Below are 16,603 nucleotides of genomic sequence, written 5' to 3' on the forward strand. Positions count from 1 at the left end.
CAGTCGCACGCGCCCCGAACGAATGAGCGAAACGAACCTCGCGCCCTAAACAGATGCCGTACGAAAACCTGGACTTCCGCCCCCTGCGAGCAGACGACCTCGCAATGCTCCGAGAGTGGCTAAGCCGCCAGCACGTAGCCGAGTGGTGGGGCGCTGCACCGACGCAAGCTGAAGTCGACGACGACTACGCACCGATGCTAGCCCCCGGTTCAACGGACCGCGGCTACATCGCGCTGCTCGACGGCGAGCCCATCGGCTTCATCCAGTCCTATGTCGTCACGGGCTCGGGCGACGGCTGGTGGGACGACGAACGCGACCCCGGAGCGCGGGGTATCGACCAGTTTCTCGCGCATGCCGACCAATTGAATCGCGGCCTTGGCAGCGCCATGATCCGGGCGTTCGTCGAACGGCTGTTTCTCGACCCGGCGGTGACCAAGGTGCAGACCGATCCATCACCGCGCAATCTGCGCGCGATCCGCTGCAGCCTCAAGGCCGGGTTTCATGAGCACGGGGAAGTGATGACGCCCGACGGCCCCGCCCTGCTGCTGGTGCGAAACAGATAAGCCACAGGCGACAGGCGCCCACGGCTTTCCGGTCAGAAGCGCACGCAGGCGGATTGCCTCTCCTGCAAGACTGCCTCCTGGCCGAAATTCTTGCGGTAGGTGTCGATGATCGTGGCGATGGCTTCGTCGTCCTTGGCGCTGCGCGGGTGCAGCAACACCACGAGCTTCGAAGGCTCGCGCACCACGCCGCCCGAAGCACCGCGCCACTGGCCGGTGGCGTCGATCACCGTCAGGCCCTGCGGGAACGCGGGCGTCACCGTGGCGTCTAGGAAGGCGGTCCACTGGGCATCGGAAACCTGGCCGCCTGCGGGGATGGCACGGCCGAAATAGAGCGTGTCGCGCTCGACGCTGTCGAAGCCGGTGGCGCACGCCTTGGCCGACGCGTTCGTCGGTGGCAAGGCGCCGCACCCCGCCAACGCGGAGAGCATCACGGTGCCCGCCGCGATGCAGGCCGCGGCCTTGGTGCGACGAGAGATAAACAGTTGCGTCATGAGAAAGAAAACCCTCGCTCCCTGGGTCAGTCGGTCACAGGTGCCGGAAAACAAGCGGTGCGCCCTGCCCCTCTTCGGCCGGCGTGCCGAATTCGAGCTGGCGCCACCCTGGAGTCCATCGCACGGCACGCCCTTCGGCCACGGCGGCTTCCAGCGTGGCCTGGGCCGCTTCCGGGTGCCGCCAGTCGAGCGGCAGTTCGCGCAGGTCCCACTCCCACCACGGGCAGGCCTGGATGCGGTCGATGAGTGCGTCGGCAAAGCGCCGGCGGATCACGCGCGCGGGCACGCCGCCGATGATCGCGAACGGCGGCACGTCCTTGGTCACCACCGCGCCGGCGCCGATCATTGCGCCGTCGCCGATGGTCACGCCGCCCTTGAGGCTCACCCGCGAGCCGATCCAGACGTCGTTGCCGATCACCGTGGGCTTCAGTTGCGGATACGGCTCGATGGCCGAATTGCGGAACGGCTCGGGGAAGATGTGCTGGTGCGAAAACGGGTGCGCCGTGAGCCAGTCCGTCGGATGCTGGCTCAGCAGGTTCAGGCTGTCGCCTATCGAGCAATAACGTCCGATCTGCATCTGGTGCAACTGGACCCCGGGCGCGACATACGAATAGGCGCCGACCGACACGCCGTACATGTGAACGCCCGGCCACAGGCGCACCGGCGTCTCGTAGCGAAAAGGCAGGGACAGCACGACGCCCGGTGCAAGAAACAACCCATGCGGCTCGAGCGCCGGCGAAAGCTCGGGGGTGATGTTGAGAATCATGGGCCGTGCGCGCGCCGGGTCTGGCCGTCTGTCAGGCTTCGGGCGCGATGGCCTCGGCGTACTCGTAGAGCGCGCCAAGAATTTCTTCGCCGCGTTCGTCGGCGGTTTCGGAGAGCGCATCGACTTCGCTGAACAGCTGCTCGATGGTGCGCGCCCCACCCTCGCCCTTGAACAGCCGCGCGACGCGCAACGCCTCCCAGCGCTCGATTTCTTCAGGGCCCAACAGCTCGGGCCAGTTGCGCGCGCGGTAGCGAAACAAAATTTCGTCAAGCCGCCCGTCGTCGAAGCCGGTGCGGTCTTTCGCCAGTTCCTCGGGCGACAGCGCGCGCAGCTGGTTCAGGCGCCGGCGGTCGGCGTTGCCAACAAAACCGCCGTACAGGTCTTCGTCGACATCGGGCGCGTCTTCCTTCGGCCGGGCGTACACCTTCGACCAGATGGCGCTCATGTCGGGCAGATCGCGCGCGATGGCGGCGTGGCGCATGGCCGTGTCGAGATCGACGCCCCAGCGCTCGGCCATGGCCGGCGCCAACGTGCGCAGGTTGCCGACCACCATGGGCGACTTGTTCAGGTGAATGCCCTTCACGGGAATCCGCACCACGCCTTCGGGCAGGTCGGCGGTACGGGTGAACATGCGAAGGCGCAGCGTATCGGCATCGATGTCGCGCAGCTCGCTGGGGTCGTGCGACAGGTCCCAGGCGAGCAGTTCGTTCTTGTTGGTGGGGTGGCTCGCCAGCGGCCACATGACGGCGAGGCAGCCGCGCTCCGCCGGGAACATGCCCGACACGTGCAGGAAGGGCTTGGCGGTCTCGCGCATCGCGGGCAAGCCGAGTTCACTGGCCACGCGGTCCTTGCGGTGCAGGCCGAAGGCAAAGTCGAACAGCTTGGGCTGCTTGTCGCGAATGAGCCGGGCCAGCGCGATGGTGGCGCGCACGTCGGACAACGCATCGTGCGCCGACTCGTGCAGCAAGCCGTTGGCGCGCGCCAGGTCTTCGAGCTTGAAGCTGGGCTTGCCGTCTTCCTTCTTCGGCCACTCGATGCCATCGGGGCGCAGCGCATACGTGAGGCGCACCACGTCGAGCAGGTCCCAGCGGCCGCAGTCGTTCTGCCATTCACGGGCATACGGATCGATGAGGTTGCGCCAGAACAGGAAGCGCGTGACCTCGTCGTCGAAGCGGATGGTGTTGTAGCCCACGCCGATGGTGCCGGGCTGCGAAAAAGCCTGCTCGATCTGCGCGGCGAATTCATATTCGGGAATACCGCGCTCCAGGCACACCTGCGGCGTGATGCCGGTGATGAGGCAGGCTTCGGGGCTGGGCAGGTAGTCCGGCGCGGGCTTGCAATAGACCATGAGCGGCTCGCCGACTTCGTTCAGCTCGGCGTCGGTGCGGATGGCGGCGAACTGCGAGGGCCGGTCGCGGCGCGGCACCGCGCCGAAGGTTTCGTAGTCGTGCCAGAGAAAGGTGTGGTTCATTCAGAGCAAGGGTGAAAACAAGCGCGCAATGGAATCGCCGAGGCGACGCCAGAAATTCTGTGGCCGGTGGGCGCGCACCGAGCCGGAACTGTGCAGGTCGGTTTCGAACTGCGAGGCCAGCGGCCGGGCCAGAGCCGGACCATAGACCACGGCGCAGACCTCGAAGTTGAGCCGGAAGCTGCGGTTGTCGAAATTCGCGGTGCCGATCATCGCGCAATGATCATCGACCACCAAGGTCTTGGAGTGCAGCATGCGCGCCTTGTACTCCCAGACCTTCACGCCCGCGGCGATGAGTTCGTCGAAATACGAGCGCGCGGCGGCACTCACGATGGCCGAGTCGCTGCGCCGCGGCACCAGCAGGCGCACATCGACACCGCGCAGCGCGGCGCTGGTGAGTGCCATCAGCGCGGGCTCGCCGGGCACGAAGTACGGCGTGGTGAGCCAGGCGCGGGTGGTGGCCGAATGGATCGCCTCGACGTGCATGCGGTGGATGGCTTCCAGCGTGTTGTCGGGGCCGCTGGTGACGATCTGCACGGGAATATCGCCGGCCTCCAACTGCGGCAGCATGGCCTCCATGGTGGCGTCCATGCCGCGCGGGTCTTCGCCGGTGGCGTAGGTCCAATCTTCGAGAAAGGTGGTCTGCAGCCAGCGCACCGCGCTGCCCTCGATGCGCAGGTGCACGTCGTGGTAGGCGTCGGGGTTGGTGCGCTTGTCTTCTTCGTCGGTGATGTTCACGCCGCCCGTGAAGCCCACGCGGCCGTCGCACACCACGATCTTGCGGTGGGTGCGGTAGTTGGTCACCGGGCGCAGGCGGCGGCCGATCTTGGTGTCGTGGAACAGCGCCACCTTCACGCCGGCTTCGTGCAACGGCGCCATGAACTTGCGGCCGATGCGCTTGGAGCCCAGCGCGTCGATCAGCAGGCGCACCGTCACGCCCGCCTTGGCGCGTTCGATCAGCAGGTCGCGCAGCGCGGTGCCGATCTTGTCGGGCTCGAAGATGTAGTACTCGAGGTGAATGTGGTCTTGCGCCGCACGCACCGCGTCGAAGATCGCATCGAAGGTGCGCGCGCCGCCCGACAGCAACTCCACGCCGGTGACGCTCGACACCGGCAGCCCACAGGTCGCGGTGCCCAGCCGCGCCATCTGCTGCAGCGCGGGCGGCGCGTTCTGCGCCACGTCGCGCAGCCGCGCAAGGTCGGCCTGGGCATAGGCACTGGCCCGGTTGCGCAGGCGCTTGAGCCGCTGCTTGTGCAGCCGCTGCGGCCCGAGGAAGTAGTAGATGACGAAACCCGCGAAAGGCAGCAGCGCCAGCGACAGGATCCAGCTCATGGTCGACACCGGCGCGCGCTTCTGCATCACGATCCAGACCGACAGCACGGCGATGTAGCCGCTCCACGCCAGGGAGAGGCCGGTTTTCCATTCGTGGCTGAGTTCGGGGAGGATCAAGGGGAGTAGATGATTGAGGCCGCTGCGGCGTTGTACCGTCCAAAGAAAAAGGCCGGCAGCGTGATGCTACCGGCCTTTGGGGGCGGTTCCGCGGCCTCGTTGGCCACGGATTGCCCAGTTCGTTCGCCTGTCTTGCTTAACCCGCGGCGGCTTCTTCCGCTTCGGGCTTGGACTTGCCTTCCTTCTTCGGCAGCGGCTGGATGTCGAGCAGCACTTCGTCCTTGTCGTCGAGGTCGACTTCGAGGCGGCCGCCGTCGGTCAGGCGGCCGAAGAGCAGTTCGTCGGCCAGTGCACGACGGATCGTGTCCTGGATCAGGCGCTGCATCGGGCGGGCGCCCATCAGCGGATCGAAGCCCTTCTTCGCCAGGTGCTTGCGCAGCTTGTCGCTGAAGGTGACTTCGACCTTCTTCTCGGCCAGTTGCGTTTCGAGCTGCAGCAGGAACTTGTCGACCACGCGAAGGATGACGTTTTCATCGAGCGGCTTGAAGTTGACGATGGCATCCAGCCGGTTGCGGAATTCAGGCGAGAACAGGCGCTTGATGTCGCCCATTTCGTCGCCCGCCTGGCGCGGGTTGGTGAAGCCGATGGTCGCCTTGTTCATGGTCTCGGCACCCGCGTTGGTCGTCATGATGACGATGACGTTGCGGAAGTCGGCCTTGCGCCCGTTGTTGTCCGTCAGCGTGCCGTGGTCCATGACCTGCAGCAGCACGTTGAAGATGTCCGGGTGCGCCTTCTCGATTTCGTCGAGCAGCAGCACCGAGTGCGGCTTCTTGGTGACGGCTTCGGTCAGCAGGCCGCCCTGGTCGAAACCGACGTAGCCCGGGGGCGCGCCAATAAGACGGCTCACCGCATGGCGCTCCATGTACTCCGACATGTCGAAGCGGATCAGCTCGATGCCCATGATGTAGGCAAGCTGCTTCGCGGCTTCGGTCTTGCCGACGCCCGTGGGGCCGGAGAACAGGAACGAGCCGATCGGCTTGTCGCCCTTGCCCAGGCCGGAGCGCGCCATCTTGACCGCGGAGGCCAGCACTTCGAGTGCCTTGTCCTGGCCGAACACCACGCTCTTGAGGTCGCGCTCGATGGTCTGCAGCTTGCCGCGGTCGTCGTTGCTGACGTTGGCCGGGGGAATGCGCGCGATCTTCGCGACGATTTCCTCGACCTCGGCCTTGCTGATGGTCTTCTTGCGCTTGCTCGGCGGCAGGATGCGCTGGGCAGCGCCGGCTTCGTCGATGACGTCGATGGCCTTGTCGGGCAGGTGACGGTCATTGATGTACTTGGCGCTCAGCTCGGCCGCGGCCTGCAGGGCAGCCACGGCGTACTTGACGCCATGGTGTTCCTCGAAGCGCGACTTCAGGCCCTTCAGGATGTCGACGGTTTCCTGCACCGTCGGCTCGACCACGTCGACCTTCTGGAAACGACGCGACAAGGCCGCGTCTTTTTCGAAGATGCCGCGGTACTCGGTGAAGGTGGTCGCGCCGATGCACTTGAGCTGACCGCTCGAGAGCGCCGGCTTGAGCAGGTTCGACGCATCGAGCGTGCCGCCCGAGGCCGCGCCCGCACCGATGAGGGTGTGGATTTCGTCGATGAACAGAATGGCGTTCGGCTTGTCCTTCAGCGACTTGAGCACGCCCTTCAGGCGCTGTTCGAAATCGCCGCGGTACTTGGTGCCGGCCAGCAATGCGCCCATGTCGAGCGAATAGACCTGCGCCTCGGCGAGGATCTCCGGCACGTCGCCCTGCGTGATGCGCCAGGCCAGGCCCTCTGCAATGGCGGTCTTGCCGACACCGGCCTCGCCCACCAGGAGCGGGTTGTTCTTGCGCCGACGGCACAGGATCTGGATGACGCGCTCGACCTCGTATTCGCGGCCGATCAGCGGATCGATCTTGCCGTCCTTGGCCAGTTGGTTGAGGTTCTGCGTGAACTGCTCGAGCGGCGATGCCTTCTCGTTGCGTTCGCCGCCGCCCTCTTCGCCTTCACCCGAAGGCGCTTCGCCGCTGCCCTTGACGGCCTCGGGTGGATCGCTCTTCTTGATGCCGTGGGCAATGAAATTGACCACGTCCAGGCGCGTGACGCCTTGCTGGTGGAGGTAGTACACCGCGTGCGAGTCCTTCTCGCCGAAGATCGCGACCAGCACATTGGCGCCGGTGACTTCCTTCTTGCCGTTGCCGGTGGACTGCACATGCATGATGGCGCGCTGGATCACGCGCTGGAAACCCAGCGTGGGCTGGGTGTCTACATCGTCGGTACCCGCCACCTGGGGCGTGTTGTCCTTGATGAAGTTGGTGAGCGACGCCCGCAGGTCGTCGACGTTCGCCGAGCAGGCACGCAAAACTTCCGCGGCGCTCGGGTTGTCCAGCAAAGCGAGCAACAGATGCTCCACGGTGATGAACTCGTGGCGCTGCTGCCTGGCCTCGACGAAGGCCATGTGCAAGCTGACTTCCAGTTCCTGGGCAATCATGTGATTTCCTTTTGCCTTGCTGTAAATAAGTTCTCAGATGGGTTGGAGCTTGCGCAATTCAACAGGTTCATGCAACAGGCTCGCTGACACACTGCAGCGGGTGCCCGGCCTGATGCGCTGCTTCCATCACCTGGTTGACCTTGGTGGCCGCCATGTCGCGGGAATAAACCCCACAGACGCCTCGGCCATCGAGGTGGATCTTGAGCATGATCTGGGTCGCGGTCTCGCGGTCCTTGCTGAAATATTCCTGCAGCACGACGATCACGAACTCCATCGGCGTGTAGTCGTCGTTCAGCATGACCACCTGGTACATCTGGGGCGGCGCAGTTTTCTGCGGCCGGCGCTCCAAAACGACCGAATCTCCGTCGTCCCCGGCCGGTTTCTGCGCCGGCGGGGTATTGGGAGTCTTGGGAATTCTCGTTGCCATGAAAAAGATTCTATAGAGCGTGCAAGCACCGTGCCGACGCTCGAAGACTTGGTGGCGCATATTCGACAAATCAAGGGGCTTGCGCCGTCTGCGACAGCACGAACGGCATAAAAAAACCGGCAGGCTGCCGGTCTTGCTAGATATTGCGCAGGGTGGGCCCTTTGGGCGCCGGCAATTTTCGGCCTGAAAGCCGGCTTGGCGCGGGCAAATCGGGCGGCAAGGCGTCGATTTCTTCGTCGCTGAGTTGCCGCTCGGGCTCTTCGGGCGCCGCATTTACCGCCGCATTTACCGCCGCAGGTTGCCGCAGCGGCGCGTCCGACCACTCCGGCGGCCGGGGCGATGGCGGCACCGGTGCCGGCCTCGGGGCAGGCGTCCGCACGACAGGCGCAGGCGAAGGCGCTGGCCGCACCGGCGGAACGACAACCGTTGGCGGCACGCCCGGCAGTTGCGAAAGGCCACGCAGCAACGCCTGCCATTCGGCCCGCCTCAACGCGTCCTGTTCGGCCTGCCAGCGGCACTGTTCACGAAGCTGCTCTTTCCAGCGCTCCGCCTGCTGCCTGCCCAGCAGCTCGAGTTCGACCCGCATGGATTGCTGCATCGACTGCGGCACGCACAACAAAGCCCGTTGCAGATCCCGGCTGACCTGTCCCCGGGCGAGGTCGAAGGCATGGCTCTGGGCATCGAGCTGCGCGCGATGGCTGCGCTGCTGCTTCCAGGCGCCCAGCAGGACTCCCAGCATCCCCACAGCAAAACAGGCGATCAGCAGGCCGAGCTGGCTTTCTTTCATTGAGGCGCGTCCCCCTCTGCGTCCCATTTCCTCAGCAGATCGAGCGGAATCGCGTCTGCGACCTGCGCAAAGCGCCTTCCGACCATGCGTTCGGCTTGCCTGAGCAGCACGGCCACCGGGCTGCTCGGCTCATGGTCTTCGAACCATTCGCGCGCTGTGCGAATGCTGCGCTGGACGTCGCCGCGGGTGGCGACGCCGCTCCCGGTAAACCGGGGCGCGGCCAAGCTTTGGAATGTTTCGCCCGACGCGACGGCCTCGACCTCCGCAACCGGAACCACCACCTGCTCGAACGGTTTCAGCAGCCGGAGCAGTGGCTGCAACGACGGCGCGTCCTGCCCCAGGTGGGCCACTGACCAATCGACGATCTGTTGTGCGAACCGCGAAGCTTCGGCCAGCAAGCTCACCGGCGCCTGGGCATCGGCCTGCGCCGCATGGTGCAGTTGCGCAAGTTGCTGCATCACCGATTCGGGGCTGGGCACATCGGCCGGACGGGGCACCAGCCAGGCACGCTCGACCTCGCGCACGGTCAGGTGCCTGGCCGCATTGGCGGCCACGACGATCTCGCGCACGTCGCCCAGCAGGCCCTCGGGATCGGCCAGCGCCGCCAGGGCATTGGCGCGCACCGCGGGATCGCGCTCCCCTTCGACCACGAGCTGCGGATGCACCGCGTCGGGCCAGGCCTGGAGCACCTCGGCCAACACAGCCAGGGACTGTGCGAGCCCCGCAGCCTGGGCAAGCCTTGTGCGGGCACGGCACAGCCAGACGAGCAGGTTGATGTCCCGGGTGCGCAGCAGCAGGCGGCGGCAGTCGCGCTCGATCTCAGCCCAGTTGGAAGCCTCCGGCGTGCCGACGAACTGCCCGTACTGCGCATCCACGCGCGGAGACATGCGGGAAAGCAGCACCGCGTATTCGGCGTCGTATTCGAGGCTGGGTCCGCAAGGGTCTGCGGCGCCGAGGGGCCGCAGCCATTCCGATACGAGATCGCCTGGCGCTCCGTTTGGCACGGAAGGATCGGGAGCGGTCAGAACCGTCTGAAAGGCAGAGATGGCAGCGACAGTCATGAAAGTACGGGTGGAGAATTCAAGAGGCAGACGAGGCGTGATTGCGATAGCGCGAACCGATGTATTGCTCGGGCTCGAACACCATCCCGACGGTGTAGCTGGAGCGCGGGGATGCCGTGGGGCCGTTGTCGCCATGCAGCGCCGCCCCTTCCGAGCCGCCAAGCCAGGTCGACCAGCCGAGCTTTTCTGTGTCTTCGAGCCGGGCGGGTGGCGTGCTGTCGTTGCGCACACGCAGCTCCACCTCCCAGACAAACTCGTAGCCGACGAAACCCCGTACCCACTCGACCAGCAGCGGCAGGTCTCGTCCCTGCGGCGTGAAGCGCAGGTACTGGTCGAGGCTCAACGGGCCGAGCACGAGCCGGAACTTGTTCTGCCGGTCCGCGACAACCTCCCCCGCAATCGCCCCCACGCCCATGACGCTGGAGGTGCGCGCCTGGCCCAGATGGCTCTGGTCTTCCTCGTCGATGCGTATCCAGTGCAGCACGAACTCCTGCAGCTGCACCGGAACCGCGAAGAAACGTGCCAGCGTTGCGGCCAGCCCGTCAGGGTTGCGGGCCTCGCGGCCAAGGTGCGTGGAGGCGGCCAGGCGGGCATGCGCAGGCAGCACCGAATCGCGGATTTCCAGCGGGTCGTGCCCGGTCAGCCGCGCGATGTAGCCGCTGAAAACTTCGTCTTCGGCGCGGTCCAGCCCCGCCGCAGCCTGGCTCTGGGCCCACGCCCGGTACATGTGCGTGAGGTAGCGGTGATGAAACAGGTCGAGAAAGTCCGCGAGCGTGCTGTCGTTGTGGTTCTCGGTCCTGTCCCGCACGAGCTCCGTGTAGTGGAGCGGCAGCGGCCCGTTGGGGCCGAGCAGTCCCAAGCCATAGACCCGGACCATCGGAAGCGCCGGGTTGTTGCCCGCGTGCGGATTGGAGTCTCCCAGCATGCGCGGCGCCGACTCTCCGGGCAGCACGGCGCCGGCGATCTCTCTCGGTGCGAAAGCCAGCGCCGCTGTCTGTCCGAGGCGAAATGGCTCCTGCTGCGGGCGCCTGGCAAGCCCGATGGGCGGGTGCTGCGGATGGGAGGCACCGAAGCGCCGCAGCAACGCCAGGAAGCCGAATTTCCAGGGTGTCTGGCGCAACCGGCCGAGCATTTCCTGCAGGTCGCCCCCGGCGTCCGGCTTCATCGGGCAGGCCCTTCGCCATGGCCGGCGCCGTTGCTGTCGTCATCACTGGCGCGGGCCGCGCCGATGTGGACATGGCTGTCCGGTGAAAGCTCGTGATGCTCCCGCCGCGTCAGGCTGGGCAAGGCGGCTCTGCCGTCACGGACCAGTTCGGGCGCAAACAGGCCCAGCGCGTCTTCAGGATGCGCCGTATCGAGCAAGCCGGACTTGGCGAGCGGTTCGAAATCGTCGATGGTCCGGTCGATGTGCTCGCGCGGTTGCAGGATGTCGCGCAGCAGCGCATAGGGCTCGGCCTGCTTGCGCAGCTCGTCCAGCGAAGGTGCGGGCTCTGTGTCGAAGGCAAGAAAACCTTCCCAGTCGGTGCGGCCCGCGAGCTGGTCCGGGTCCCGGACGACGCGAACGAACTCGTCGTGCAGTTCGTCGAGCAAGGCCGTGGAATGGTCTCGTGCCGGGGGCGGCGCGTTGGTGTGCGCTGCGAGTGCCGCACTCGCCGTCGGTCGCCGAATCTCACCAAGCAGTTCGGCCAGCACGTCCGCCGTTGGACGAGACTGCACGCCGGCAATGTCCAGCATGCCGAAAGGATCTGCCAGCGCATCGGTCTGGGATTCCAGGCTGCCGGACTGGACAGCACGGGCAGCGAGGTCGCGCAAGTCGAAGGCAGGCGGTTCGCGGTCGAGGGGAGTTCCGGGCTCCGGGACTTCCAGGGTGTGGGCTGTCGTGTCAGTTGTCCGATGCGGGGCCGGTGACGCATCGCCCTTCTGCGGCGGTTCGGCGGTCCGTTCATCCGCACCCGCGTCCACCATGAACCGCAGAAGCCCCAGTTCAAGCGTATCGCCAAGGGCGATCAAGACCGACGCCCCACCCTCCACGCGCTTGCCGTTGTGCACGCACATCAGCGTGAAGCTGTCGTTGGTCAGCTGCCATCCCTCCGCCGCATTGCGCCATCCGATTCGGCACATGTTGGCGACACGCCATTGGGCCTCGCTCTGGCGTTCGCCGCACAACTGGAGCGCATCGGCCATGCCGACGCCAGAGGAGGAAATTCGCATGGCGCCCTGGCGCGCTTCACCGCCGCTGTGGGTGAGCCGCAGGCACAACGATGCCACCAACTCATCGTTGGGGCGCGGGACCGAGATGCTCAAGGCGCGCCTCCCCACAGCCTTTGCAACCTGTTGGCTGCGCCGATGAAGCGCCCCTCGGAGTCCTGCTGCCAGAACGCGCTTTCGACGCGGGTGCCCTGCAAACGCGCGGGCCAGTTGGTCCAGGGAAGATAGCGAACGCCGTGCAGTTGCGCGGCCGGATCGTTCAAGGGCGCAGGGCCAGCAGAGTTATCGAGCAATGCCTGAGTCCGGTGACGGCGCGCGTCGGCAGTGATCGCTGAAGAAGCGTCCGTCGACTGCATCTGCTCACGCCAGAGCGCCCGCACCGTGCGCTCCAGCGCGCGAAGATCGGCGGAGCCCTGCGCGCGCGTGTGTCGGGCAACGGCGCGCGCCAGCCAGAACTGCCAATCCAGCGGCTGCCATAACTGCGCCTCGAAATGAGCCTTGACCCAGCGCGGGTGCGCCTGCTGGTAGATCACCAAGGGATGGTGTCGCCCCACCTTGTCGATGGACGGCGCGATGACACCCAGAACGAAACGCTGGCGCGCAAATGCCAGCGTGCCGGGAGGCAGGACAAACGCGACAGGAACGGCCACCGCCCGGGCGGTGGCATCGGCACCGGCGTTGCGGCTTTGCTGGGCCAGCCAGGGCATCCAGGCCTCCGACTCACCGTGGCGCATGCCGCTGCGAACGAAGTCGGCATGGCCCGGCAGCTTGCCCCAGATAGCTGGCGGCGTCGCGCGCCAGAGAGAACGCAGCGGCTCCCACATGGTTTCAGGCCGCTCGGCCAGGACAGCGGAAGCCCTTGAGCACGTCGCTGCCGAGCGGGTTCGGCTGGCTGCCGCTGTTGAGGTCGATGAGGGCCTTGCGGCCGTCGAAAACGTACTCGACGCTCAGGCGCCCCGGCGTCGCCGTGTTCACGATGCGCCCCCGCTCCAGCAGCCGGAACAGTGCCCATGGACCGCTGGCCAGAAGCGTCGAGGTCGGGCCCGAGATACGGGGATTGGCCGTGATTTCGGCCATCGCGCCGCCGCGCGGCCCCGGCCAGGCAATGCTGAATGCCTGCACCGGGCCGTGGACATAGCGCTGGCCCTGGCCATCGATATCGATGATCAGGTCGGTGATGGCGGGTTCGAGTTCGAGCACCCGCAGGTCCATCTTCCAGGCCAGCTTCTTGCCGCCCGCATCGCGAAAGAACAAGTCGCGAATCTGTTGTGCCCGATAGAAGGCGTCGAGGCTCGGGCCGCTCTGGGCCAGCAGCTTGAGAAGTTCTCCGAGCAGGGTCGGGCCCGTTGCCACGGGAGGGGGCGCCTGCACTGTGCCGCCCGCAACAGCCGTGGCACCTTCGGCGCCAGCCAACGCCTGCGCTACGTTTGGGTCCTTGTAGCGCCAGGGCCGGACGCTGGTGTCGACATACGACGCCAGGTACTTGTTGAAGAACTCGTCGGCAGCGCCACCCACGGCGAAGACCAGCGTGAAGTCTTCGATGGACGCGTCTTGCGCCACCGAGGCCAGCGGATAGCGCCCTTCCACCCCGCGCTTGCAAGGCTCGCTGACCTGCATCGCCATCAGGCCCATGATGCGGTCCAGTTGCGACTGCGCCTGGTTGCGCAATATGCCGGTCGCGCCGAGCACCACCTTGTCGCCGCCGCTCGTGGCGAGTGCGGTCAGCACTTCGCGAAACGGCGCCGGGAGCTTCCCGGCCTCCAGCTTCAGGCGCGCGCCTACTTCCGCCCCACCCGGCGGCAGGCTTCCGGCCGCGAGCGCCGTGTCGGCCACGACCAGCACGGTGTAGAACTCGTTGACGAGGCCGGAGATTGTTTCGAGCCCGGGCTTGGCGCCTGCCACGCCCACATTGCCGGCGCCGATGTCGGGCTGGCCGGTGACCACTTCGCGCAATGCGGCGAAGCGGTTGTCGACGATCTGTTTTTCAAGCCGTTCTTCTGCCCGGATGCCGAGGTTCCTGCCAATGGCACTGGTCTGCTTGTTGAGCTCGTCGGTGGCCTTGTCGAGAAAGCCCTTTTCCTCTTGCGTGCGCACGACCAGCGGACGCGACAACGTGGTTTCGCGGGCCGCGGCGCGGGCCAGCCTTGCCAACGGCGAATCGGGCGCAGCGAATTGCCTCAACACGCTGAGATCGAAGCCCAGGCTGCCACCTGTGGTGTCGCTGCCGCTGACCGTGCGAATCGATTCCAGGAAGGACTCCCAATGCTGGGCGTACTCGGCCAGGTACTGGCGGCGAACTTCGTCGAGCAAGGGATCGTTCTGCAGCTTGCGCGCGGCCTCGTCCACCAATTGGCCCGCAGTCCTGGAACCGGCGCTGGAACTCCCTGCAAATGCGCCAGCGGCGGCGCCGCGCCCCATGACCCAGGCATCGTCGTCGAGTGCCCGCCCCACGAACTCGGGCAGGCGCTTGTTGAAGACGTCGTGATAGCCGTCGTAGGTAAAAAGGCCGGGCACGCCTTTCTCCAACGGCAGCCCGCCAGCTCGCGAAAACACGGTGCCGGCCTGCGGCCCCACGGCGCGCACCAGCGTGAACTCCTGAGGAGCTTCGGGCAGCATGGCCGCCTTGGCGCGCTCGTAGACACGCTGCGTCGATGTATTGCTGTTCAGGAAATCCTGCACCGAGCGCACCAATGCGTCATTGGGCAGCACAGCCGACTGCACCGGCCGCTCACCGGAGAACAGTGCGTTCACGTGCCCGACCATCGAGGCGCGTCCGCCGAAAGCTGCGGCGCTGTCGGCCTTTTCCCAATCTTTCAGCACCCAGTTGCGCACGTCACGTGCACCACCCTTCAGATAGCGCTCCTTGTCGTGCAGGAGCTTGTAGACGCGCAGCGTTTCGTAGGCGGTCTTGGCATCTCCGTCCTTCATGCTCTGCACGAGCACGGTCTCCATTCGCCGAAGAATGGTCGGCAGCAGGGTGTGGTCCTGAAGCTGGTCGTAGGTCTCGCCCGTCACGCGCAGCACGGGAGGCACGGTGTACAGGCCGTAGAGAAAACTGCCGGGCGGGTTGTCGATATCGAGCCCCGAATAGGCAGGCAGTTCGCGCGCCGCATTGAGCACATCGGGCACGCCCGCCGGCTTGAAACTGGCGAACAGTGCGCGCACCTGCCCAGCGAGCGCATCCGTGCGCTGGCTCACTGTGGCGAGGTAGTCGCGGTTGTTGCCGAAGCTCAGCGCCAGTGCACCGGCCAGCCACAGGAAGATCACCACAGCCAGCGCGTGCCCCGTCAGGCGCAGCAAACGAAAACGGAACTCCCAGCGCAGATTCGGCCGCACGAGATGCGCTTCGGGGAAGATCACCCTGGTCAGCAGGTCCTGCAGGAAGAAGCCCTGTTGCCCCACGGGCGTCGTCTTGGCTCGTGCCACGTCGCCGGGCGCCGTTTCCGCGCCCCCCTGGGGCGACAAGCCCAGGCCGCGCTGCAGTCGCTGGAGCAGCGTACCGGGATCGGCTGGCAGATCAACGTCGGACTGTGCGCCGCTCGTGAAATAGACACCGCGCAGCGTGTCGTGCAGCTGCGTCTTGTCGAAACGCGATGCAAGAAAGATCTCGTCGAGCATTGGAGCGAGTGGCACGGCAAGGCCGGCCAGTTCCTGCGGCAATGCAAACAGGCGCTTGCGACGATCGACATCGAACTCTTCGTTCAGTCGCGCATGCAGGCCGGCGGCAAGCCGGTCTTTGAGCAGTGCAAGTTCGATCTCGACCTGCGCCCGCAAGGACTCGCGTCCTTCCGCCGCGGCGCGGGAGCTCTTCATGCCGTGGAACGGCAGTGTGAAACCCCATGTCTGGGCCCGTCCTTCGCTGGTGAGCGACTGGAAGTACTCGTTGAACCCGCGCAGCAAGTCCATCTTGGTGATGACGACGTACACCGGAAAACGAATACCCAGCTCCTGGCGCAGATCGGCCAGCCGGTCGCGCACCATGCTTGCATGCTCCGAACGCTCCACGTCGGTCATGGTCAGCAATTCGGCCGCGTTGATCGCAACGATCACGCCGTTGAGCGGGGCACGCGTGCGGTGCTTGCGCAGCAGGCCAAGAAAGCCGCGCCACTCGACGGGATCGGTGACGGGGTTGCTTTCCTGCGTGGTGTAGCGGCCGGCAGTGTCGATGAGCACTGCGTCATTGGTGAACCACCAGTCGCAATGCAGCGTGCCGCCCCCCGACTTGAACACCATGCGCTTCGACGCCTGGCCCATCTGGCGCGCCAGCGGAAATTGCAGTCCGGCATTAAGCAGTGCCGTGGTTTTTCCCGCGCCGGAGTTGCCCAGGATCATGTACCAGGGCAGTTCGTACAGGTAACGCTTTCCCTCGAAAAGGCGGCGCAGACCACCACGGTCACGCAAGCCCCGCAGCTGTGCCATGGCCCGGTTGACGGCCGCGGTGACGGTCTTGAGTTCTTCCTTGCCTGTTTCTTCCTTCTTCGCTTCTCGCCCGAAGCTCAGGAATTTCGCGAGCAGGTCTTCGCTGTCGCGCAGGGCCTGCCACAGGCGATAGAGCCAGTAGAGCGCGCACGCCAGAAGGATCGCGCCGATGATCGTCGCGCGCACCCAGGCAGGCGCCATCGGCTTCGCATCGCCAATGGCGAGCAGCGGCCCGGCGTGCCACACCAGCAGGCACAGCGCCGCGATGCCCACCAGACTGTAGGGGCCCGAAACCAGCCAGAGGATGCCAAATACGAGCAGCAACACGATGAACGTGACGCGCACGCCGGCCGACGCCAGCGGCCGCAGTCCGTCCACGGCAAGCAGGGGGCCGATGAACCAGATCGCCAGCGCCAGCAGCACCATCGCGAGAAAGGCGAGCATCTGCCGCGAGAACAGGAACGCCACGAATTGTTTGAGATAGTGCATGGGAGCTTTTTGACCGA

General features: G+C 66.0%; 12 protein-coding genes and 1 pseudogene. 1 reads left to right on the plus strand and 12 read right to left on the minus strand.

Annotated features, from left to right (window positions below):
* The first annotated feature begins 53 nt into the window (after positions 1-53).
* Positions 54-563: a GNAT family N-acetyltransferase gene (locus DBV14_RS18435; RefSeq protein WP_124460736.1), complete on the plus strand. Its 510-nt coding sequence runs from the start codon at positions 54-56 to the stop codon at positions 561-563.
* A gap of 32 nt (positions 564-595) precedes the next feature.
* On the opposite strand, the gene DBV14_RS18440 is transcribed toward DBV14_RS18435, so the two are convergent.
* The 12 genes and pseudogenes from DBV14_RS18440 to tssM form a co-directional block, all read right to left on the minus strand.
* Positions 596-1,054, minus strand: coding sequence for a DUF3574 domain-containing protein (locus tag DBV14_RS18440; RefSeq protein WP_124460738.1), 459 nt, complete (start codon positions 1,052-1,054; stop codon positions 596-598).
* A gap of 250 nt (positions 1,055-1,304) precedes the next feature.
* A pseudogene (locus DBV14_RS34220) lies at positions 1,305-1,475 on the minus strand (DapH/DapD/GlmU-related protein); the annotation flags it as partial.
* 376 nt (positions 1,476-1,851) lie between these two features.
* Positions 1,852-3,291 (minus strand): exodeoxyribonuclease I, encoded by a 1,440-nt coding sequence (gene sbcB / locus DBV14_RS18450; protein ID WP_124460743.1) that lies wholly within the window; start codon positions 3,289-3,291, stop codon positions 1,852-1,854.
* Entirely contained in the window at positions 3,292-4,737 is a 1,446-nt protein-coding gene (gene cls / locus DBV14_RS18455) for a cardiolipin synthase (RefSeq protein ID WP_124460744.1), read from the minus strand.
* Between the two features lie 136 nt (positions 4,738-4,873).
* On the minus strand, positions 4,874-7,195 hold the full coding sequence (clpA, locus tag DBV14_RS18460; RefSeq protein WP_124460746.1) for an ATP-dependent Clp protease ATP-binding subunit ClpA: 2,322 nt from the start codon (positions 7,193-7,195) through the stop codon (positions 4,874-4,876).
* Positions 7,196-7,262: 67 nt separating this feature from the next.
* Entirely contained in the window at positions 7,263-7,622 is a 360-nt protein-coding gene (gene clpS, locus DBV14_RS18465; RefSeq protein ID WP_124460748.1) for an ATP-dependent Clp protease adapter ClpS, read from the minus strand.
* A 136-nt stretch (positions 7,623-7,758) separates the two neighbouring features.
* Complete coding sequence (locus DBV14_RS18470; RefSeq protein WP_124460750.1) at positions 7,759-8,409, minus strand: hypothetical protein; 651 nt, start codon at positions 8,407-8,409, stop codon at positions 7,759-7,761.
* Positions 8,406-9,470, minus strand: coding sequence for an ImpA family type VI secretion system protein (locus DBV14_RS18475; protein ID WP_124460752.1), 1,065 nt, complete (start codon positions 9,468-9,470; stop codon positions 8,406-8,408). The genes DBV14_RS18470 and DBV14_RS18475 overlap by 4 nt, the downstream gene beginning before the upstream one ends.
* 19 nt (positions 9,471-9,489) lie before the next feature.
* Entirely contained in the window at positions 9,490-10,635 is a 1,146-nt protein-coding gene (tssG, locus tag DBV14_RS18480) for a type VI secretion system baseplate subunit TssG (RefSeq protein WP_124460754.1), read from the minus strand.
* A complete protein-coding gene (locus DBV14_RS18485) occupies positions 10,632-11,774 on the minus strand; it encodes a TagK domain-containing protein (RefSeq protein WP_124460756.1) in 1,143 nt (380 codons plus the stop codon). Before DBV14_RS18485 ends, tssG begins: the two co-directional genes overlap by 4 nt.
* Positions 11,771-12,502, minus strand: a complete 732-nt coding sequence (gene tagF / locus DBV14_RS18490) for a type VI secretion system-associated protein TagF (RefSeq protein WP_124460758.1) — start codon at positions 12,500-12,502, stop codon at positions 11,771-11,773. The genes DBV14_RS18485 and tagF overlap by 4 nt, the downstream gene beginning before the upstream one ends.
* A gap of 4 nt (positions 12,503-12,506) precedes the next feature.
* Entirely contained in the window at positions 12,507-16,586 is a 4,080-nt protein-coding gene (gene tssM / locus DBV14_RS18495) for a type VI secretion system membrane subunit TssM (RefSeq protein WP_124460760.1), read from the minus strand.
* Between the last annotated feature and the right edge of the window lie 17 nt (positions 16,587-16,603).

This window comes from Variovorax sp. KBW07 (assembly GCF_003852515.1).
Lineage (GTDB): Bacteria > Pseudomonadota > Gammaproteobacteria > Burkholderiales > Burkholderiaceae_C > Variovorax.

Coding starts and splice junctions, on each gene's coding strand:
- clpA (WP_124460746.1), bottom strand. CDS start 7,195: ATGATTGCCCAGGAACTGGAAGTCAGCTTGCACATGGCCTTCGTCGAG.
- DBV14_RS18470 (WP_124460750.1), bottom strand. CDS start 8,409: ATGAAAGAAAGCCAGCTCGGCCTGCTGATCGCCTGTTTTGCTGTGGGG.
- clpS (WP_124460748.1), bottom strand. CDS start 7,622: ATGGCAACGAGAATTCCCAAGACTCCCAATACCCCGCCGGCGCAGAAA.
- tssG (WP_124460754.1), bottom strand. CDS start 10,635: ATGAAGCCGGACGCCGGGGGCGACCTGCAGGAAATGCTCGGCCGGTTG.
- DBV14_RS18435 (WP_124460736.1), top strand. CDS start 54: ATGCCGTACGAAAACCTGGACTTCCGCCCCCTGCGAGCAGACGACCTC.
- tagF (WP_124460758.1), bottom strand. CDS start 12,502: ATGTGGGAGCCGCTGCGTTCTCTCTGGCGCGCGACGCCGCCAGCTATC.
- tssM (WP_124460760.1), bottom strand. CDS start 16,586: ATGCACTATCTCAAACAATTCGTGGCGTTCCTGTTCTCGCGGCAGATG.
- sbcB (WP_124460743.1), bottom strand. CDS start 3,291: ATGAACCACACCTTTCTCTGGCACGACTACGAAACCTTCGGCGCGGTG.
- DBV14_RS18475 (WP_124460752.1), bottom strand. CDS start 9,470: ATGACTGTCGCTGCCATCTCTGCCTTTCAGACGGTTCTGACCGCTCCC.
- DBV14_RS18440 (WP_124460738.1), bottom strand. CDS start 1,054: ATGACGCAACTGTTTATCTCTCGTCGCACCAAGGCCGCGGCCTGCATC.